We start from the raw sequence: 18100 nt of genomic DNA, 5'->3' as shown, positions 1-18100 counted from the left end.
CTTGCTGCTCAGACGGCCCAAGCCGGTGTCAAAGGGCCAGGGTTTCCACGGACAGGATTGTTGGCAGGTGGCGGGCGATTTCGGTCCAGCTTTCGCCTTCGTCGGCACTGGCAAAGACCGAACCCGAATTGGTTCCGAAATAGACGCCCGCCGCTGCGTCCGTGGCCATGGACTGGCGCAGCACGGTGAAGAAACAGGCGCCCTGCGGCAGCCCATCGCGTCTGGCCGCCCAGGTTTCCCCGCCATCGGTGGACTTCCAGACGGCGGCCGAGGCGTCGGGCGGAAACCGGCCGGCCGCGTCGCCGTTCAGCGGCAGCACCCAGATCACATCCGGGTTGCGGGGGTGTATTGCAACCGGGAAGCCAAAGGTCGACGGCAGCCCGGCCGTGATATCGCTCCAGGTGCGCCCGCCATCGGTGCTGCGGTAGGTGCCATGGTGATTTTGCTGATACAGCAGATCGCCGGGGCCGCGCTGCATATTGTGGACGCAGTGGCCGGTTTCACCGTCCCGCGGGGCCGCAGGGTGGCGGTGTTCCGTGCAGACCGTGTCATTGGACAGGCGGTTGCGGCGCTCCCAGCTGTTGCCGCCGTCCTCCGTTGCAAAAACCCCCGCCGCGGAGATGCCGAGCCAGAACTTGCCGGCGTCTGTCGGATCGCTCAGCATGGTGTGAAGAACCAGCCCGGCGGCGCCGGGGTTCCAGCTTTCGCGGGACGGATGGTTGTCGAGCGCGCTATTCCTCTCCCAGGTCCTGCCGCCGTCTTTGCTGGACAGCAATGCGGCCGGATTGGTGCCCGCATACAAAACCCCATGCGCGCGGTGCAGCGACCACACCGCCTTGAGATCGTCGAAGGGAACCTCGGCCGGCTCCCATTTGAAAAATGCTGCCGTTTCCGGGTCGGCGGCGGCCCAATCGTCGATCTGGCCGTTTGACAGCTTCGACAGCTCCCAGGTCTTTCCATCCTCGCAGCGCCAGACCCCTGCACCGGGCCAATCGCCGCCGCCGCCGGCCCAAAGCGTGCCGCTGTCCGGGTCGCCTATCACATGATTGATGCACCAGCCGTCGCAGTGGGGGCCGGATACGGACCAGCCCTTGCCGTCCGGGGTCAGGACAAAGGCGCCTTTTGTCGTGCCGAGAAGAATGCGTGCAGATGCGGTCATGCCTGCCCTCCAGGGGCAAGGATACCACAACCCTGCAGCGATGTCGCATCTGCGGGGGCAGCCCTGCTTGCCGCAGTGCCGCCGGCTGGGCAAGGTTTCGCAGCCCCCCTGTTACCCCAATCAAACCGCCCCTATATTATCCCTCATGAAACAGATCCTTCTGCCCGCCGCCCTCATTGCCCTGATTTCCGCGCCGCTTTCTGCCCAGGAAGCGGGGGAGGAGGACAGCGGCCCCTCGCTGATGGAGCGCGGGGCGGAGCTGTTCTGGGAGGGCCTGCGCCAGGAAATGGCGCCGGCGCTCGAAGACCTGCAGGGCATGATGGAGGAAATCGGCCCTTCGATGGCCGCCTTCTTGGCTGAGATGGGCCCGGCGCTGGCCGAAATCGCCCGCGAGGTGAAGGACTGGAGCGCCTATGAGCTGCCCGAGGTGCTGCCCAACGGCGACATCATCATCCGCAAGAAGCCCAAGGACAACGCGCCGGAAGAGAAAGACAAGGGTGAGGAGGAAGGCGTCACCGAAATCTGACGCCGCCCGGCGGTGTCCGCCGGCCCGGGCCGGCCGGTCTGGCTCAGCCTGCCTCGGCTTCTGCCTCCGGCGCGGGTTTGACGAAGCGCAGGTCAATCTCCGCATCCAGCGCCTTGGCCAGAGAATTCAGCCGGGATTCCGCGACCTCGCCATAAAGCGGCCGGGCCGCGTCGGGCAGGTCCACATGCAGCACCCGCTTGCGCGGCTGCCAGCGCAAGGAGCCGATCTCGCCGTTGCTGGTGACCATCAGCATCGCGCCGAAGCGCATCGCCTTGCCCAGCACCTCGGCCTCGTGCTGGCCCTTTTCGTCCAAGAGGTCATAGAGGTATTCGAAGGAGCTGCCGCGCCGCTTGTTGCTGTAGCGGTGCAGGAGCGCGAGGCCCAGGAACACCCGTTCAGAATGCTTGAGCCCGCCCAGATTGGCGCGGGTTGCGTTGTCGAAACAGACCTCGGCACGGTAGTCCGGATGCGCCCGCCAGCTGACGTCATGCAGCAGGCAGGCCGCCTTCACCAGCCGCCGCTTGCTGTGCCGGGCATTGGCGAACAGCGGATGCACGAAGTCATAAAGCGTCTTGCCGAAGCCGGGCACGCGGGCGTCCTTCATCTCGGCAAAGCGGGAGGCCTCGACCAGCGGATCGCGGGCGCGCAGCCGCTGCGGCATCTGCTCATACAGGAGGCCCTCGCGGATGCCGTAGCTGGAAACCGCGATGTCCTTGGGCTTGAAGGTGTGAATAAGCCGCGTCAGCACATCGATGGCATAGGGCACCAGCGCCATCCGGGTGGAGGAGATGCCGCAGGCGTCGCGCAGCTTGTTCAGGTCGCGCTTCTCGATGTAGCGGGCGGTTTCGCGCACGTCGCTTGCGCTCATCCGGTATTCATGCAGCACTTTCAGCGGATAGCCGCGCCGGTGCATGTCGATGCGGGCAATCGCGCGCCAGCTGCCGCCGACCAGGAACAGCCGGTCGCGCTGGGTGCCCATCTCGGATTTCAGCTGCTCCATCACCGTGCGGATGTAATCCTTGCGGCCCTTGCGCCCGCCCTTGATGTCGCGCAGCTTCAGCGGCCCCAGCGGCGAGGTCACCCGGCGGCCGACGGAATTTTCCTGGATCTCTGCCAGCTCCATCGAAGAGCCGCCGATGTCGCAGACCAGCCCGTAGGCGCCGGGCCAGCCCAAAAGCACCCCCTGCGCCGAAAGCCGCGCCTCCTCGCGGCCGTCGATGACGTGGATCCTGAGGCCGGTTTCGCGCAGAACTTCCTCGCAGAACTCCGGCCCGTCCTCGGCATCGCGCACCGCCGCGGTGGCCACCGCGGACAGGGGCGGCAGCCCCATGCCCTTGGCCAGATGCTGGAACCGGCGCAGCGCCGACAGCGCGCGGGCGCGGCCCTCGGGGTTCAGCCGTCCCGATTCCGACAGGCCCGCGCCAAGCGCGCACATGATCTTTTCGTTGTAGAAATAGGCCGGGCTGCGGGCGGCGCCGTCGAACACCACCAGCCGGACCGAGTTGGAGCCGACATCGACCACCCCCACCCGCGACAGCGCCCGGGCCTTGGGGTCATCAAAGATCGGACGCCCGAAGGGGCCCCAATCAGTTGCGGCGGCGGTGGCAGCGGCGGCGGGGTCCTGGGACAGGTTCATGAGGGCTCCGTCTTGCGATCCGCGGTCAGGATGGGGCATGGGCGGGCATGGGTCAACCGCTTGCGGATGCGTCATTTTCCGCAGCCTCTTCGCGCACTTCCGACAGTGCCCGCACCGCCAGAGGCCGGGTCAGGCTGCGTTTTTCCGCCAGTGACAGGCGGTCCAGCCGCCGCACCATCTGCGCCGCGGCGGCAAAGGAGCGGTCCATATGCGCCACCAGATAGGGAATCACATCCGGCTTGGGGGTGATCTGGCGGTCGTTGAACAGCTTGGCCAGCACCACCGCCAAGAGCTGGTCGTCGGGCGGCTGCAGCTCCGCATGGGTCGCGGCCTGCACCCGGCTTTGCAGGTCGGGCAGCGACAGCGCCCAGAGGTTCGGCGCGCCCTGGCCGGTCATCACCAGCGGATGGCCGTTTGCCAGCACCAGGTTGTGCAGGTGAAAGAGAGCGTTCTGCCGCGCGCTGTCGCCGGCGATCTGCGGCACGTCCTCAACCGCTACCGGGCCCTGCGCCAGCTCCGGCACGGCCTGTTCCGTCAGTTTGGCCGCGGCGATGATCCGGGCGCCGGTCTGGCTGGCCCAGACATGCGCCAGATGGGTCTTGCCCGCGCCCTTGGGGCCGGTCAGCACCAGCTTGCCGCTGGGCCAGGCGAACTGCGGGTCCAAGAGCGCCACCGCCATCGCGTTGGAGGGCGCGACAAAGAAATCCTCCCGCCCCAGCGCCGGTTTCGCCGGGAGATCAAAGCTCAGCTGCTGTGCCATGGGATTACTCCGCCCCCGCGTCCCGCTTTTCAGCACTGGGATGGCTTTGGCCCTGATACAGGCGGCTGTCCAGGTACTGCTCGGTGACGAAGCGCGCGATCACCCCGAGCGCCGCGGCAACGGGCACCGCGACCAGCATGCCGACAAAGCCGAACAGCGCGCCGAACACCGACAGCGCCAGCAGCAGCCAGACCGGGTGCAAGCCAACCGAGTCGCCAACCAGCTTGGGCGTCAGGAGGTTGCCTTCGACCATCTGGCCAATGGCAAAAATTACCGCCACCAGCCCGATCGACACCCAGTCGCCCCAGAACTGGAACAGCGCCAGGCCGATGGCCAGCGCGCCGCCGATCAGGGCGCCGAGGTAGGGAATGAAGGTGACGAGGCCTGCGATGAAGCCGACCGCCAGGCCGAAGTTGAGCCCCACCAGCATCAGCGCCACCGCGTAATAGGTGCCGAGGATCAGGCAGACGGTGCCCATGCCGCGGATGAAGGAAGCAAGCACAGCGTCGATTTCACCGGCCAGGCGGCGGATCACCGGCTGGTGATCACGCGGCAGCAGCTCATCAATGCGGGCGACCATGCGGTCCCAGTCGAGCAGCAGGTAGACTGCCACCACCGGCACGATGACCAGCAGGATGACGATGTTCAGGAAAGACGCCGCGCCGCCCAGCACCGATTGCAGCACCTCCATCGCACGCGACTGCAGCGTCTGCATAAAGGAGGTGACCGCCTGGTGAATGCGGCTGTTTTCCTCGAAGACAGAGGGGAAATGCTCGGTCGCAAAGGTGCGGGCATCGCGCACCAGCTGCGGCAGCACCTGGGCCAGGTCGATCATCTGCGAAATCAGCGTCGGCACCACCACAACAAGCAGCAGCAGGAAGATCAAGAGCGCCCCCACGGTGATGGTGGCGGTGGCGCCGGTGCGGCTCATGCCCCAGGCTTCCAGCCGGTCGGCCACCGGGTCGATCAGATAGGCGATGGCGGCGCCCAGCACGAAGGGCGTCAGCACATTGCCAAGCGCCCACATCACCACCGCAAAGACAATGGCTGCGAGGCCCCAGTATTTCAGCTGCTGTTTTGCTGGTAGCGCCATGGTCCGCGTGCCGCCCTTGGTCCGTTTGCATCAGGATCTTGGCGCCAGTCTTCCCTGATGGGGCAGTGGCTTGCAAGGGGCGCGCGCGATTCCCCTGTGGGCAAGGCGGGGATAAGGCGGAAAAGGCCGGGGGCAAGTGGGGGATAGGAACTGCACCAACCCGTAAGCGCGCGCTTTGGTTTTTTGGTTCAGATCAGGAACCGAAGGGAAAGCGAAGTACCGAGGGCAGCGCCTGATCCTCGGGGCGGGTGCTGAAAGCGCCCTCCCCGTGGGGGAGGGTCGGGCGCTGCCCGGCCTTTCGGCCGTGCGGAACCTAGTTATGAAGGGTCCCCAGCTCCGGCGTGTCCGCGCCGGCGTCTTCATCCGGCCAGTTGGTGCGCCAGATCTCCGCGGACCAGTGGCCGCAATGCACCGAAGGCCGGTCAAAGCCTTCGACCGGCGGCAGCAGCGGCGCCACCACCACGTCATGGCGCGGCACGGCGAAATAGGGGAAGGAATAGCGCTCCTGCCCGGTCTTGTTCACCACCCGGTGCGGGGTGGAGACCAGCCGCCCGCCCGACCACAGCTCCAGCATGTCGCCGATGTTGACCACAAAGCCGCCGGGCGGGCAGTCCGGGGTGATCCAGCCGCTGTCCCGCGTCTGCACCTCCAGGCCCCCGACCGGGTCCGGCGCGATGATGGTCAGCGCGTCGGTGTCCTTGTGCGGGTGGATGCCAAAGCCGTCCTCCTCCGGCGCCTGCGGCGGGTAGTGCAGCAGGCTCATGTTGGTGAGCGGTTTCTCGAACGGCGCCTGAAACGCGGCCGGGTCCAGCCCCAGCCCCTCTGCCAGCGCATCCAAGAGCAGGTGAAACACGCCGTCCAGTTCTGCCCAGTAGCCCAGGATCACCTCGCGCGCCTCAGGCACCTCAACAGGCCAGCGGTTGGGGCCGTAAAGCGGGCAGGCGGCGCGGATGGGGTCATCCGCCGCTACCTCATGGTGCAGCTTGTAGCCCTCGTATTTGTCCGCCGTCCCCGAGCCGTCGTTCGGCGTGAAGAAACCCATCGGGATATAGCCGCGGTAATTCTCCCGCGTAATCGCCTGATCCCACTTGGATTTCTCGGGCACGGCAAAGATCGCCCGCACCACGCTGCGCACCCTCTCCACTGTTTCCGGCTGAACGCCGGTGCCGGTGATGGACAGAAAGCCGATGTCCTCAGCCGCCGCCAGGATGGCGGCGACGGTTTCCTGTCGCCTGGGATGGCCGGCCTCCCGCAGCGGCGTGATGTCGATGGTCGGGATGGCTTGCGTCAATGGATCCGCACCCCCTGGCGCTTCAGCTCAGCCTGCACGGCGGAGATATCCACCGCGTCGAACTCGCAACCCGATTTGACCGACAGCGCCGCGGCGATACCCGCGCCCTGTCCCGCAACGGCACAGCAGGCCATGTTGCGGGTGGCGGCATGGGCAATCTTGTCGCCGCCGATGGCGCGCCCGGTGACCAAGAGGCCCTGAACCCCCTTGGGCAGCATTGACCGGTAGGGGATCTGCATGTAGCGCCCGGTGGTGGGCAGGATCAGCACCCCGTAGCCGTCGATGAACTCGGGGTAAATCCCGATGGTGTCCTCGAACCGGCCCTGATTGCGGGTTTCCTCCTCGGTGATGTTGTGAAAAGCGTCGATCTTGCGGGTGTCGCGGATGCCGATGGTCATGCCGAAGTTCCGCAGGCGCGCGCCTTCGCAGCCCGGCGTATAGGCGCGCAGGGCCTCAATCGCGTGCATCGCCTGTTTGCGCCCCTCGATCTCGCCCCTGGTCATGCTGTCGGGGTCGGTGCCGTCGATGCCTGCCAGATGCACCAGGTTCATATAGGTCATCTCGCCCGAGTCATGTACAGCGCCCCAGGTGCCGCCGATGGTGTTCAGATGCGCCGGGATCACCCCGTCGCGAATGGCCTGGCGGAACGGCTTGGCCAGGAAGGGGGAGAACATGTCGTCCTCTTTCCCTGAGGTCTCCACCTGCCATTCGCCGGTCGACCAGTTGGCATAGGTCTGCGGATCGGCCTTGACGCCCTCCATGAACTTCTGCTTGTCGACGCCCGCGATGTGGAACATCACGCTGGCCGCCTGCATCTGCTCCACCGGGGTCTTGAGGGTGGGCGCGCCCATCATATGCGCGATGTCGGCGTCGCCGGTGGCGTCGATCACCCGTTTTGCCAGGATGGCCTCGCGGCCCGCCTTGCTCTCTACTATCACGCCGGTGATCCGGCTGCCCTCGCGGATTGGCGCAACGAACACCCGGTGCAGCATCGGGTGGATGCCGGCTTCCTCGACCAGCTTGTCGGCCACCAGCTTGAAGCCCTCGCTGTCCAGCTCATAGCTGAGCGACTGGCTTTCGGGCACCGCCGCGCCCATCGCCTTGGCGCGTTCCTCGAATTCCCAGCCGATGCCGCCGGCCTCCACCGTTTCTTCGTGCCGGTACCAGGCAAAGCCCTCGACCCCCACGGTGGTGATATTGCCGCCAAAGCAGCCGAAGCGGTCCATGAGCGTGACCTCCACGCCCGCCCGCGCTGCTGCCAGCGCCGCCGCCAGCCCGCCGGGGCCGGAACCCACGACCAGCACCTCGGTTTCATGAATGACCGGGATTTCCCGTGCCGGCTCAGTAATGGTCTTGGCCACGTCTCTCGTCTCCCTTGTCCCTGTGTGAGAGCGGTGTTTCCGGTAACAGTTTCGAATCTTGAACGGCGGTTCAAGTTCTTTTGCGCCACGATGGCTGGAAAGCGGCATGAGAAGGGGAAGAGGGAGGAAACCGGAGGCCATGCCGCAAACAGGTGCGGCGGGCCGGGGGCGCGGCGTACTCTGGCCCGGCAGGACAAGCCAGAGAGGATGATTCGGCATGGCACGCAGCAAGTACAGCAAGGACACGCCGCGGGCGGCGGTGCCGCAGCTTGAGGCCTTCCGCATTGCCGAGGCCATCCTGATTGCCAAGGGCTGCCCCGTGGATATCGCGTCAGAGGTGGCGGCGCATCTGGTCGATTCGGATCTGTCGGGGGTGGAATCCCACGGCGTGTGGCGGATTCTGCCTTATGCCGGGTATTACGACAGCGGCTACCTGGCCGCCGGGGTGCGCCCGGAGCTGCAGCAGAACGCCCGCGGCGCCTGGAGCGTCACCGGCAACGGCGGCATCGGCATTCCGGCGATGTCGATTGCAATCCGCGATGTGGTCGCGCGGGCGCAGGAGACCGGCATCGCGGCGATTGCAGTGACTGAGGCCGGCCATACCGGGCGGCTGGGGGCCTTTGCCGAATATGCCGCCGAACAGGGCTGCCTGGCGATCATCATCGGCGGCGGCGGGCGCGAGGCCTGGCGGCTGGTGGCGCCTTACGGCGGACGCAAGGCACTGATGTCCACCAACCCCTATGCCATCGGCATTCCCGGCGGCAAACGCGGGCCGGTGATCGTTGATTTCGCCACCTCGGCGGCGGCTGCGGGCTGGGTTTACGGCGCGCGGATCGCTGGCGCCAAGCTGCCTGAGGGCGTGCTGATCGACCGCGACGGCAACCCCAGCACCGACCCGGAGGCCTATTTCGAGGGCGGCGCCATCCTGACCGCGGGCGGCGCCAAGGGCTATGCGCTGTCGGTTGCCGCCGAGATGATCGCCGAGGCGATGCTGGGCCCGGTCACCACCGAATGCAACTGGCTGATGCTGGCGCTGGACTGCAGCTTGTACCAGGAGCCCAGCCGCCTGCAGGAGATCGCCGAGGGCATTCTGGATGAATTCCGCAACTGCCCGCCGGCGCCCGGGTTCGACCGGGTCGAGATCCCCGGCGAGCGCGAGGCGGATGCGCGGGCGGAGAATGCGGAGAAGCCGATCCTGCTGCCGGAAGCGACCTGGGCGGAGATCCGGATGCTGGCAGAGGAGCTGGGGGTGGAGGTCTAGGGGCGCACCTTCTGCACCACGAGGCCCGGGACTGACCTTGGGAAGGTGCGAATGCGCCTTCCCGGGGGAAGGTCAGGCGCGGGCCGTGCCGCTGCGCGCCACATCCCAAGGGGCACAGTCTGGCACCGTTGCCATCCAGGACACTGCAATTGGATCATCCCCTTGCCCGCACCCCCATCAGCCACTAAACCGGGCGGGAACTCGAACCCACACCACCGATGGAGCCAAGATGCGCCTGTCCCGCTATTTTCTGCCGGTTCTGAAAGAGAACCCCTCGGAAGCCCAGATCGTCAGCCACCGGCTGATGCTGCGCGCCGGGATGATCAAGCAATCCGCCGCCGGGATCTATTCCTGGCTGCCGCTTGGCTTCAAGGTTCTGAAGAAGATCGAAAGCATCGTGCATGACGAGCAGATCCGCGCGGGCCACATCCCGATGCAGATGCCGACCATGCAGTCCGCCGACCTGTGGCGCGAGTCGGGCCGCTATGAGGCCTATGGCCAGGAGATGCTGCGGGTGCAGGACCGGCACGGCCGCGACATGCTGTTCACCCCCACCGCCGAAGAGCTGATCACCGACATCTTCCGCGCCCATGTCAGCAGCTACAAGGACCTGCCGCTGACCATGTACCAGATCCAGTGGAAGTTCCGCGACGAGATCCGCCCGCGTTTCGGCGTGATGCGGGGCCGCGAATTCTACATGAAGGACGGCTACAACTTCGACCTGACCAAGGAAGACGCGCTGCACGCCTACAACCGCCACCTGGTCAGCTACCTGCGCACCTATGAGCGCATGGGGCTTCAGGCGATCCCGATGCGCGCCGACTCTGGCCCGATCGGCGGCGACGACACCCATGAATTCCTGGTACTGGCGGAGACCGGCGAGTCCGAGGTGTTCTATGACAGCGCCGTCACCGATCTGACCTTCGGCGACCGCGAGATCGACTATGACAGCGTCGAGCAGTGCCAAGCGGTGCTGGAGGAGTTCACCTCCAAATACGCCCGCACCGACGAGACCCACGACGAAGCCCTGTTCAACCAGATCCCCGAGGAGCGCCGCCGGGTGGCGCGCGGCATCGAGGTTGGCCAGATCTTCTATTTCGGCACCAAGTATTCGGACGCCATGGGCGCCACCGTGCAAGGCCCCGACGGCAAGAACGTGCCGGTCCACATGGGTTCCCACGGCATCGGCGTCAGCCGCCTGCTGGGTGCGATCATTGAGGCCAGCCACGACGACAAGGGCATCATCTGGCCCGAGGGCGTGACCCCGTTCCACTGCGGCATCGTCAACCTCAAGCAGGGCGACGATGAGGCCGATGCGGCCTGCAACCAGCTCTACGCAGCGCTGACCGCCGCCGGTCTGGACCCGCTTTATGATGACCGCAATGAGCGCGCGGGCGGCAAGTTTGCCACCATGGACCTGATCGGTCTGCCCTGGCGCATCACCGTCGGCCCGCGCGGCCTGAAGAACGGTGTGGTGGAACTGACCTCCCGCCGCACCGGCGAAAGCGAGGAGCTGTCCCCGGAAGAGGCGGTGAAGAAGGTGGTCGAGGTCTACAAGGCGCATCCCACAGGGCGCGGCTTCTGAGCTTCGCCGCGCAACAGTTTGAAGAACATGGAAAGGGGGCCGGGCGGCTCCCTTTTTTCTTGCCCGCACAACCCGTCCGCCGCAGGGTGCCGGAAACGGGAGGATACGGCATGAAACAGATTCTGGCTTTTGGCGACAGCCTGACCTGGGGCAGCGACCCGCACACCAGCGGGCGGCACCCCTATGGCGACCGCTGGCCGGTGGCGCTGGGCGAGGGCCTGGCGCAGGCCGTTGTTTTTGCCGAAGGCCTGCGCGGCCGCACCACGGTGCACGCGCGCCGCTCTGCCTGTGTCGAGATGCGCGGCGATGCGGTGCTGCCGATGCTGCTGCACAGCCACGCGCCGCTGGACCTGGCCGTGATCATGCTGGGCACCAATGACATCTACGAGGGCCACCCCAGCTATCTGATCCGCGACGGGCTGGAACGGCTGGTGGAGATCGTCCGCCATCACCCCTGGCGGCTGCCGGAGGCGGCGGAGCCGCAGGTGCTGCTGGTCTCGCCGCCGCCGATGAGCCTGTGCGAGGATCCCGATATCACGCCCCAGGTGGTGGCGCAGTCCGAGGCGCTGGCTCAGGTGATCGAGCCGCTGGCGGACCGGCTGGGCTGCGGCTTCTTTGACGCAGCACAGGTGGCGCGGGCTTCCGACGCCGACGGCTACCACCTGGAGGGTGCGGATTCGCGGGCCCTGGGCGCGGCGCTGCGGGCACCGGTGGCGGCGATGCTGGCGCTCTGAGGCCAGCCCCCGCTCAGCCGTGTTTCAGCGGGTATTCATGGCCGGAGACACGGTGGAACAGCGCGGCAATCGCCACCAGCGCGACGGCGCCGGTCAGTACCGGGAACAGCAGGAAGGACAGCCCTGGATCGGTGGCAAAGACCACCAGCGGATCGGCGCCTGCGGGCGGGTGGGTCAGCCGCAGCGCCGCCATCAGGGCAATCGACAGGCCCACCGCCAGCGCCAGCGCCCACCAGGTGTCCGGCAGCAGCGCGTTCAGGACCAATGCCACGGCGGTGGCCAGAACATGGCCGCCGACCACATTTGCGGGCTGCGACAGCGGGCTGGCGGGCACCGAGAACAACAGCACGCAGCTGGCGCCGAAGGGGGCGATCAGCAGCAGGAGATTGGCGTGGGTTGTGAGCAGCGACAGCGCCGCAATTGCCAGAAAAGCGCCGAGGCCCGCGGTGATCACCGTGCGCAAAGACGGATGCGGCAGCGCGCGTTTGAAATACCTGTCCATGTCGTCCTTACCCGAGTTTGAAGCCGGAACCGGCCTGATAAAGCCTTGCCGGCGGGCAGATGCAAGGCAACGGGCATATGCGGCAGATCACATTGCGGTGACGCCGGGCGGGGCCTCGTCCAAGAGTTTTCAGAAAACTCCTGGCAAATCTTTTGACGAAAAGATTTGAGTTCGGTGCGGCAGCCGGTTCCGGCCCCGGCAGGCGGATTATCGGGCAGATATGCAACCGCACCTTGACCCCGGGCGCCCGGCAGCACAGTTTGCAGGCAAAATTTCCGGGCAGGACCCCATATGGCCACGACACCACCGCCGTTTTCCCGTTTCGAATGGATCATCGCCTGGCGCTACTTACGCGCCCGCAAGGCCGAGGGCGGGGTCAGCGTGATGACCTGGATCAGCCTCATCGGTATCACTCTGGCGGTGTTTGCGCTGATTGCCACGCTGGCAGTGCGCTCCGGATTCCGCTCCGAATTTGTCGGCACCATTCTGGGCGCCAATGCCCATGTCACCGTCTATTCCTATGGCGAGGTGAATGAGGCCGGGGTGCTGGACCGCAGCCTCAAGGACTACGAGGCGCTGGCAGAGACCGTTGCCGCGGTGCCGGGCGTCACCCGCGCCGCGCCGCTGGTCAAGGGGCAGGTGATGGCAAACCTGCGCCAGCGCAATGCAGGCGTCGAGGTGTTCGGGATCTCTGCCAAGGATATCCGGGGCATCCCCGGCGTGGCGCAGAGCGAGGACGCCGTGGGCGACCTGGCGCGGTTCGGGGAGGGGATCGCCATCGGCTCCGGCGTGGCGCGGGAGCTGGGGGTGAGCGTCGGCGACAAGATCAAGCTGATCTCTCCCAACGGCGTGAAAACCGCCTTTGGCACCAGCCCGCGGGTGAATGCCTATGAGGTGGTCTATGTCTTCACTGCGGGCCGCTATGACATCGACCGCACCCGTGTCTATCTGCCCTTTGCCGAGGCGCAGAGCTTCTTCAACCGCGAGGGTGTCGCGGATGAGATTGAGGTGATGGTGGAAGACCCGGAAAACGTGGAGGAAATTGCGCTGCCGATCCTTACCGCGGCGGGTGGCGTTGCGGGCGTCTGGACCTGGCGCGATGCCTCTGGCGGGTTCCTGCGCGCTTTGGAGGTCGAGGACAACGTGATGTTCATCATCCTGTCGATCCTGGTGCTGATCGCGGCGATGAACATCGTCTCGGGCCTGATCATGCTGGTCAAGAACAAGGGCCGCGACATCGGCATCCTGCGCACCATCGGCCTCAGCGAAGGATCCGTCATGCGGGTGTTCTTCATCTGCGGCGCCTTCACCGGCGTGATCGGCACAATCTGCGGCGTGGTGCTGGGCTGCCTGTTTGCGCTTTATATCGATCCGATCTTCTCCTTCGTGAACTACGTCATGGGCGGCGGCGTCTGGGACCCGTCGATCCGCGGCATCTATGCGCTGCCCGCTGAGCTGCGGCTGGCGGATGTGGTCTCGGCCACGGCGCTGTCGCTGGGGCTGTCGTTCTTCGTGACCATTTTCCCGGCCCGCCGCGCGGCGCGCCTCAACCCGGTGGAGGCGCTGCGCTATGAGTGAGATTACGCTGGAGCTGAAGGGGATCACCAAATCCTACCTCACCGGCACGCCGGGGCAGGTGGATGTGCTGCGTGGCGCCGACCTGACTCTGCAGGCGGGCGAAGTGGTGGCGTTGGTGGCACCCTCGGGCGCGGGAAAGTCGACGCTGCTGCACATTGCGGGGCTCTTGGACACGCCGGACGCGGGTGAGGTACGGGTGGCCGGTGAGGATGTGACCCGCAAGGGCGACCGCCGCCGCACCCGGGTGCGCCGTCAGGAGGTTGGGTTTGTCTACCAGTTCCACCACCTGCTGCCGGAATTCACCGCGCTGGAGAACATCGTGCTGCCGCAACTGGCCAATGGTGCGGGGCAAAAGGCGGCGGTGGCGCGGGCGGCGCAACTCTTGGGCACCGTGGGACTGGCCGGCCGCGCCGATCACCGCCCGGCGGCGCTGTCGGGCGGCGAGCAGCAGCGGGTCGCCTTCTGCCGGGCGCTGGCCAACAGCCCGCGGGTGCTGCTGGCGGATGAGCCGACCGGGAACCTCGACCCCGCAACCTCCGACCAGGTGTTTGCAGCGCTGATGGAGCTGGTGCGCGGCACCGGCCTGTCGGCGCTGATTGCCACCCACAACCTGGATCTGGCGGCGCGGATGGACCGGCAGGTGAAGCTGGAGAACGGGCTGCTGGTGCCGGTTTAGGCGGCTTTTGAAAGGGCCGGGCAGGGCCCGTCCGCGGGTGGGCGGCGCTGACTGGGTTGTATGGCAGTTTATCCCGCCTGTTCCGTAGAAGTTCTGATAGATCCGCACCGTGGCCAAAGAGCCCGCCCGAGGGGGCGGACGGGCTCTGCCCGGCGGCGCTGCGCGCCTTGTTCCGGGCATGCGGAAACCCGGCCATTTGACCTGTGCGAACCTCCCGGTCCACTCTAACCCCTGTGTGGTTCCAGTGACGGCGGGTTCAGATGCAGAAGACGGTTTCGGTCCTGAAGGATCTGGTGGTCCTGTTGCGCGACATGTCGGTGATTGCGCTGTTTGCGGTGTTCCTGCTGTTTCCGCAGAAACTGAACGCCATTCTGGTCAGCGCCGGGTTCGAGGAGGGCAGCTTTGCCGGCTTCAAGTGGAAGTCCAAGCTGGTGGAATACGATGCCACCGTGGCAGAGCTGCAGACCGCGCTGGCGGAAGCGCAGAAGGTGAACGCCCGGCTGACCCAGGCGCTGCAGGCGGCGGAGGGCGGGACCGGGGAGTTGCAGCGCGATGCGGAACTGGTGCAGCAGGACGCAGCGGCAGCGCTGGAGGCAGCGAGCAAAACGGTGGCCGGAAACCAGCAGCTGGTGGAACAGGCCCGCGCCCAGCTGCAGGAGGAGGCGGTCCGCTACTGCTACCAGGAGGACAGCGGCCAGAAGGGGCCGCAGCAATACCTGACGGCCTGCCACACCACGCCGGAGCGCTGCGAGCGCGCCAAGGTGAACCCGGCCACGCGGTCCTCTGCCTGCGCGCCGCTGGACATGAACACGGCCCCCTGGCAGCCAAGCCCCGGCGGTTTCTGGGGCTCGCTGTTCCAATACAGCGCCGCCCCGCTGCCGGCACCTTTTCCGCAGGTGGAGTAGGCGGCAAGCGCAGCCGGGCGGCGGAACCTTGCCGGCGGATCAGGCGCGGCTTTGGCCCTTGGGCGGCTGTTTGCTATCAGCTATTCAAATTGGCCTGGGCGGGTTAGGCTGTCCGGGGATGCGCAGAAAGGGCTGAGACGTGGTGAATTCGGTAATCGAGAAAGATGTGACGGTTGAAGGCAATATCACCTCCAGCAAGGGCAGCGTCGAGGTCCGCGGCCGGGTCATTGGCGACGTGTCGGCGCAGGCGGTGACAGTGCTGGAAGGCGGCACCGTGGACGGCGCGCTGAGCGCGAAATCGGTCACGGTGGAAGGCGCCTACAGCGGCAAGATCCAGTGCGAGGACCTGCGGCTGGCGGCCAGCTCGCAGGTGCAGGCGGATGTGTCGGCGCAGACCATGTCGACGGAGAACGGCGCCCAGCTGCAGGGCAATATCAAGGTCAGCGGCAAGCCGAACGGGGCGTAGGCGCGGGCCTCAGGCCTCGCAGAGGAAGCTCCAGGTCAGCATCCGGCGCTCGCGCAGGGCGCGCAGCTGGTTTTGCACCATCTGCTTGTAGCCCTCTCCGAACAGCAGGCGGGTGGTGATGGGCACCGGTGGCGGCGGGCCTGTGCCGGCGGTGCGCTCCTCCAGCCAGCGCAGGCTTTCGGCGGTGGAGTCGATGCTGTCCAGCAGTTTGAAACCAGCCTCGCGCAGCAGGGTTTCCATCTCTTGCGGCGTGGCGAGATGGCTGATCGATGGCTCCGCCGCCCAGGGCGCCGGAAAGATCATTTCGCCGCCTTCACCCTGCAGGATGTCATAGACCGCAAACAGCGCGCCGGGCCGCAGCACCCGGCGCGCTTCAGAATACATCCGGTGTTTGGCGGGGATATTCATGGCCACATGCACGGTGATGGCGGCATCAAAGGCATCGTCGGAAAAGGGCAAACTGGTGGCGTCTCCCTGCTGGAATTCGGTTTTGTCCGCGAGGCCCAGCCAGCGCGAGATTTCCGCTGCAGCCGCGCACAATTCCGCCGTCAGGTCGATGCCGGTGACATGGCAGCCCGCAGTGTCCGCAATGGTCCGCGCCACGCCGCCGAGGCCGGAGCCGATGTCGAGCACATTGGACTGCGGGGTCAGCCGCATTTGCGCGGCCAGCTCCAGCGTTGCGGCGCGGCCGCGGAAGTGGAATTCATCCAGGGGTTCGAACTCGGCGGGCGTGAGGTCCGAGGGCTCCAGTCCCCTGGCGCGCAGGTCCCGCGCAATCCGGTCCGCCAGATTGCCGCCGCCGCTGTAGTGCTCGGGGATATCGCCCGTCATGATGCTGGCCTTTCGCTGACCCCGCCCGGGAGTATAGCACAGGCTGGGCGCAGCGGGAGCATCCGGCGCTGGCCTTGGTGCGGTATGCCGGCTATTGGCGGGGCATGACTGACACATTGCCGCCGTGCCCCGAATGTTCCTCTGCCTTTACCTATCAGGTGGATGCCCTGCTGATCTGCCCCGAATGCGCCCATGAATGGGCGGCGGGAGATGCCGGGGGCGAGGCCAAGGAAGTGCGCGACAGCGTCGGCAACGTCCTGCAGGACGGCGATACGGTGACGGTGATCAAGGACCTGAAGCTGAAGGGCACGTCCTCGGTCATCAAGGTCGGCACCAAGGTCCGCGGCATCCGGCTGGTGGAGGGCGATCACGACATCGACTGCAAGGTGCCGGGGGTTGGTCCGATTGGCCTCAAGTCGCAGTTCGTGAAGAAGGTCTCCGGGTAAGGCGCAGCCTGCTCCTCAGGCCATCTGGGTGATCCAGACCCCCAGCGCCATCACCGAAATGCCGGCCGCGCGGGTCAGGGTCAGCGGGCTGACCTGGGCGCCGAACAACCCGAAATGGTCGATGGCGGCGGCGGAGATCAGCTGGCCGATCAGCACGAAGAACACCGCGTTGCCGACGCCGAAATGCGGCGCCACATAGGTGATCGACAAGACGTAGAAGGCCACCAGGACGCCCGCCAGGAACAGGTGCTTGGGCGCGGAGGGGATCTTGGCCAGGGCCTGGGGACCGGCGATCAGCGCATAGAGGATGGTGGCCACCAGCGCGATCAGGAACAGCACCACGGCGGCAGAGGCGGGGGAGCCGATCAGCTTGCCGAGCGCAGCGTTCAGCGCGGCCAGCACCGGAATGCCAAGGCCCGCGGCCAGCATGATGAGGGCGTATTGGGTCATGGTGCGGCTCCTGAAAATTGCTTGGGAGAGTTGTGGCCGGAAAATCTGCGGCAAGACAAGGGGTACGTTGCGGCGCAGGACCGGAATCCGGCGCGGATACCGGCCATGAAAAACCGGTTTTCCATTGCCGGTTCCCGGGCCGGGATCGGCGGCAGGTCAGTCGCAGATGCCGTTCAGTTCCGCGTCCTTCCAGGGCAGGTAGACGGCCCTTTCCCTCGATTGCGGCAGCGGGCGGACCGGCATGGCGGCTGCCAGCATGCGGTGCAGGCGCTTGGTGCGCGCGGCCTGCGGGGCGAGCGCGCGGCAGCAGACGTATTCCTCGATGATGGCGCCCTGCTGTTCAAAGCCGTAGGTGCCGAAGTCCGGCTCGCCCTCCAGGTCGAACAGGTAGGGGTCGCGGTCCGGGCCGTGCTCCGCCGCCGCCCGCAGCGGCGAATAGCCGGTGCGCTTGCGGTTCTGCCATTGCCAGACGTGGGTGGCCTCATGCGCCAGCAGCATCGCCTCCACCAGGTGCAGCCGGTCCGGGTATTCCGGCAGGTAATTGTCCAGATACCAGTCGCGGGTAAAGAGGATCCGGTTGAACAGCGCCACCGCGGCGGGTTTGGAGGTGACGATCTCATCCGTGACCGGCGGCAGGATGCGCTCGCGGCAGGTGACGCGCGGGCGCGGGCTGCGGCGGAAGGTGACGGGCCCCAGGGGGGCGCCGTTCACGATGCGCACCTTGTCCGCATTGAGGCTGGTTCCGTGCAGGGTGGAGAGATAGGCGCGCTCCGTTTCCGTCAGCGGGCGGCCGCAGGCGGCGAGAAACAGCAGGGCGAGGAGCAGGCAGCGGATCATGCG

At 66.6% G+C, this 18100-nt stretch carries 19 protein-coding genes; 9 read left to right on the top strand and 10 right to left on the bottom strand.

The features are described from left to right. Window positions 1–28: 28 nt before the first annotated feature. Window positions 29–1159 (bottom strand): exo-alpha-sialidase, encoded by a 1131-nt coding sequence (locus tag LHL23_RS05775; RefSeq protein WP_226429127.1) that lies wholly within the window; start codon window positions 1157–1159, stop codon window positions 29–31. A gap of 145 nt (window positions 1160–1304) precedes the next feature. Between LHL23_RS05775 and LHL23_RS05770 the strand changes: the two genes are divergently transcribed. Next, window positions 1305–1685, top strand: coding sequence for a hypothetical protein (locus tag LHL23_RS05770; RefSeq protein ID WP_226429126.1), 381 nt, complete (start codon window positions 1305–1307; stop codon window positions 1683–1685). Window positions 1686–1728: 43 nt separating this feature from the next. On the opposite strand, the gene LHL23_RS05765 is transcribed toward LHL23_RS05770, so the two are convergent. The 5 genes from LHL23_RS05765 to LHL23_RS05745 form a co-directional block, all read right to left on the bottom strand. Continuing rightward, on the bottom strand, window positions 1729–3321 hold the full coding sequence (locus LHL23_RS05765) for a Ppx/GppA family phosphatase (protein ID WP_226429125.1): 1593 nt from the start codon (window positions 3319–3321) through the stop codon (window positions 1729–1731). A 52-nt stretch (window positions 3322–3373) separates the two neighbouring features. Further along, window positions 3374–4081 carry an HdaA/DnaA family protein gene (locus LHL23_RS05760; protein ID WP_222478464.1) on the bottom strand — a complete coding sequence of 236 codons (708 nt, stop codon included), beginning with the start codon at window positions 4079–4081 and terminating at the stop codon, window positions 3374–3376. 4 nt (window positions 4082–4085) lie between these two features. Then, a complete protein-coding gene (locus LHL23_RS05755; RefSeq protein ID WP_226429124.1) occupies window positions 4086–5174 on the bottom strand; it encodes an AI-2E family transporter in 1089 nt (362 codons plus the stop codon). A gap of 313 nt (window positions 5175–5487) precedes the next feature. Then, complete coding sequence (locus tag LHL23_RS05750; RefSeq protein WP_226429123.1) at window positions 5488–6465, bottom strand: isopenicillin N synthase family dioxygenase; 978 nt, start codon at window positions 6463–6465, stop codon at window positions 5488–5490. After that, window positions 6462–7826: an FAD-dependent oxidoreductase gene (locus tag LHL23_RS05745; protein WP_226429122.1), complete on the bottom strand. Its 1365-nt coding sequence runs from the start codon at window positions 7824–7826 to the stop codon at window positions 6462–6464. Before LHL23_RS05745 ends, LHL23_RS05750 begins: the two co-directional genes overlap by 4 nt. Window positions 7827–8043: 217 nt before the next feature. Here LHL23_RS05745 and LHL23_RS05740 point away from each other — a divergent pair, with 217 nt between their 5' ends. From LHL23_RS05740 to LHL23_RS05730, 3 genes are all read left to right on the top strand, one after another. Further along, window positions 8044–9087, top strand: coding sequence for an Ldh family oxidoreductase (locus LHL23_RS05740; RefSeq protein ID WP_226429121.1), 1044 nt, complete (start codon window positions 8044–8046; stop codon window positions 9085–9087). A 229-nt stretch (window positions 9088–9316) separates the two neighbouring features. Next, window positions 9317–10672: a proline--tRNA ligase gene (gene proS, locus LHL23_RS05735; protein WP_222478474.1), complete on the top strand. Its 1356-nt coding sequence runs from the start codon at window positions 9317–9319 to the stop codon at window positions 10670–10672. 110 nt (window positions 10673–10782) lie between these two features. Continuing rightward, entirely contained in the window at window positions 10783–11406 is a 624-nt protein-coding gene (locus tag LHL23_RS05730) for a GDSL-type esterase/lipase family protein (RefSeq protein WP_226429120.1), read from the top strand. A gap of 13 nt (window positions 11407–11419) precedes the next feature. On the opposite strand, the gene LHL23_RS05725 is transcribed toward LHL23_RS05730, so the two are convergent. Next, on the bottom strand, window positions 11420–11908 hold the full coding sequence (locus LHL23_RS05725) for an HPP family protein (RefSeq protein ID WP_226429119.1): 489 nt from the start codon (window positions 11906–11908) through the stop codon (window positions 11420–11422). A 291-nt stretch (window positions 11909–12199) separates the two neighbouring features. On the opposite strand from LHL23_RS05725, the gene LHL23_RS05720 reads away from it, so the two are divergent. From LHL23_RS05720 to LHL23_RS05705, 4 genes are all read left to right on the top strand, one after another. Then, window positions 12200–13486, top strand: coding sequence for a lipoprotein-releasing ABC transporter permease subunit (locus tag LHL23_RS05720; protein WP_226429118.1), 1287 nt, complete (start codon window positions 12200–12202; stop codon window positions 13484–13486). Beyond that, window positions 13479–14162 carry an ABC transporter ATP-binding protein gene (locus tag LHL23_RS05715; protein WP_226429117.1) on the top strand — a complete coding sequence of 228 codons (684 nt, stop codon included), beginning with the start codon at window positions 13479–13481 and terminating at the stop codon, window positions 14160–14162. Before LHL23_RS05720 ends, LHL23_RS05715 begins: the two co-directional genes overlap by 8 nt. A gap of 260 nt (window positions 14163–14422) precedes the next feature. Beyond that, window positions 14423–15067 (top strand): hypothetical protein, encoded by a 645-nt coding sequence (locus LHL23_RS05710; protein ID WP_222478484.1) that lies wholly within the window; start codon window positions 14423–14425, stop codon window positions 15065–15067. Window positions 15068–15206: 139 nt separating this feature from the next. Beyond that, a complete protein-coding gene (locus LHL23_RS05705; protein WP_222478486.1) occupies window positions 15207–15533 on the top strand; it encodes a bactofilin family protein in 327 nt (108 codons plus the stop codon). A gap of 9 nt (window positions 15534–15542) precedes the next feature. Here LHL23_RS05705 and LHL23_RS05700 read toward each other — a convergent pair whose 3' ends face one another. After that, window positions 15543–16364, bottom strand: coding sequence for a class I SAM-dependent methyltransferase (locus LHL23_RS05700; protein ID WP_226429116.1), 822 nt, complete (start codon window positions 16362–16364; stop codon window positions 15543–15545). A 104-nt stretch (window positions 16365–16468) separates the two neighbouring features. On the opposite strand from LHL23_RS05700, the gene LHL23_RS05695 reads away from it, so the two are divergent. Next, a complete protein-coding gene (locus tag LHL23_RS05695) occupies window positions 16469–16810 on the top strand; it encodes a zinc ribbon domain-containing protein YjdM (RefSeq protein ID WP_226429115.1) in 342 nt (113 codons plus the stop codon). Between the two features lie 15 nt (window positions 16811–16825). Here LHL23_RS05695 and LHL23_RS05690 read toward each other — a convergent pair whose 3' ends face one another. After that, window positions 16826–17260 (bottom strand): DMT family transporter, encoded by a 435-nt coding sequence (locus LHL23_RS05690; RefSeq protein ID WP_222478492.1) that lies wholly within the window; start codon window positions 17258–17260, stop codon window positions 16826–16828. Window positions 17261–17416: 156 nt separating this feature from the next. Beyond that, entirely contained in the window at window positions 17417–18097 is a 681-nt protein-coding gene (locus LHL23_RS05685) for a hypothetical protein (protein ID WP_222478493.1), read from the bottom strand. Between the last annotated feature and the right edge of the window lie 3 nt (window positions 18098–18100).

Source organism: Leisingera sp. McT4-56 (assembly GCF_020514995.1).
GTDB classification, from domain to species: domain Bacteria; phylum Pseudomonadota; class Alphaproteobacteria; order Rhodobacterales; family Rhodobacteraceae; genus Leisingera; species Leisingera aquaemixtae_A.
This window is presented reverse-complemented; position numbering and strand designations above follow the sequence as displayed.

Bases quoted from the DNA above. Each gene is read 5' to 3' on its own strand.
- LHL23_RS05775 (WP_226429127.1), bottom strand. From the start codon at position 1,159: ATGACCGCATCTGCACGCATTCTTCTCGGCACGACAAAAGGCGCCTTT.
- LHL23_RS05770 (WP_226429126.1), top strand. From the start codon at position 1,305: ATGAAACAGATCCTTCTGCCCGCCGCCCTCATTGCCCTGATTTCCGCG.
- LHL23_RS05765 (WP_226429125.1), bottom strand. From the start codon at position 3,321: ATGAACCTGTCCCAGGACCCCGCCGCCGCTGCCACCGCCGCCGCAACT.
- LHL23_RS05760 (WP_222478464.1), bottom strand. From the start codon at position 4,081: ATGGCACAGCAGCTGAGCTTTGATCTCCCGGCGAAACCGGCGCTGGGG.
- LHL23_RS05755 (WP_226429124.1), bottom strand. From the start codon at position 5,174: ATGGCGCTACCAGCAAAACAGCAGCTGAAATACTGGGGCCTCGCAGCC.
- LHL23_RS05740 (WP_226429121.1), top strand. From the start codon at position 8,044: ATGGCACGCAGCAAGTACAGCAAGGACACGCCGCGGGCGGCGGTGCCG.
- proS (WP_222478474.1), top strand. From the start codon at position 9,317: ATGCGCCTGTCCCGCTATTTTCTGCCGGTTCTGAAAGAGAACCCCTCG.
- LHL23_RS05730 (WP_226429120.1), top strand. From the start codon at position 10,783: ATGAAACAGATTCTGGCTTTTGGCGACAGCCTGACCTGGGGCAGCGAC.
- LHL23_RS05725 (WP_226429119.1), bottom strand. From the start codon at position 11,908: ATGGACAGGTATTTCAAACGCGCGCTGCCGCATCCGTCTTTGCGCACG.
- LHL23_RS05720 (WP_226429118.1), top strand. From the start codon at position 12,200: ATGGCCACGACACCACCGCCGTTTTCCCGTTTCGAATGGATCATCGCC.
- LHL23_RS05715 (WP_226429117.1), top strand. From the start codon at position 13,479: ATGAGTGAGATTACGCTGGAGCTGAAGGGGATCACCAAATCCTACCTC.
- LHL23_RS05710 (WP_222478484.1), top strand. From the start codon at position 14,423: ATGCAGAAGACGGTTTCGGTCCTGAAGGATCTGGTGGTCCTGTTGCGC.
- LHL23_RS05700 (WP_226429116.1), bottom strand. From the start codon at position 16,364: ATGACGGGCGATATCCCCGAGCACTACAGCGGCGGCGGCAATCTGGCG.
- LHL23_RS05695 (WP_226429115.1), top strand. From the start codon at position 16,469: ATGACTGACACATTGCCGCCGTGCCCCGAATGTTCCTCTGCCTTTACC.
- LHL23_RS05690 (WP_222478492.1), bottom strand. From the start codon at position 17,260: ATGACCCAATACGCCCTCATCATGCTGGCCGCGGGCCTTGGCATTCCG.
- LHL23_RS05685 (WP_222478493.1), bottom strand. From the start codon at position 18,097: ATGATCCGCTGCCTGCTCCTCGCCCTGCTGTTTCTCGCCGCCTGCGGC.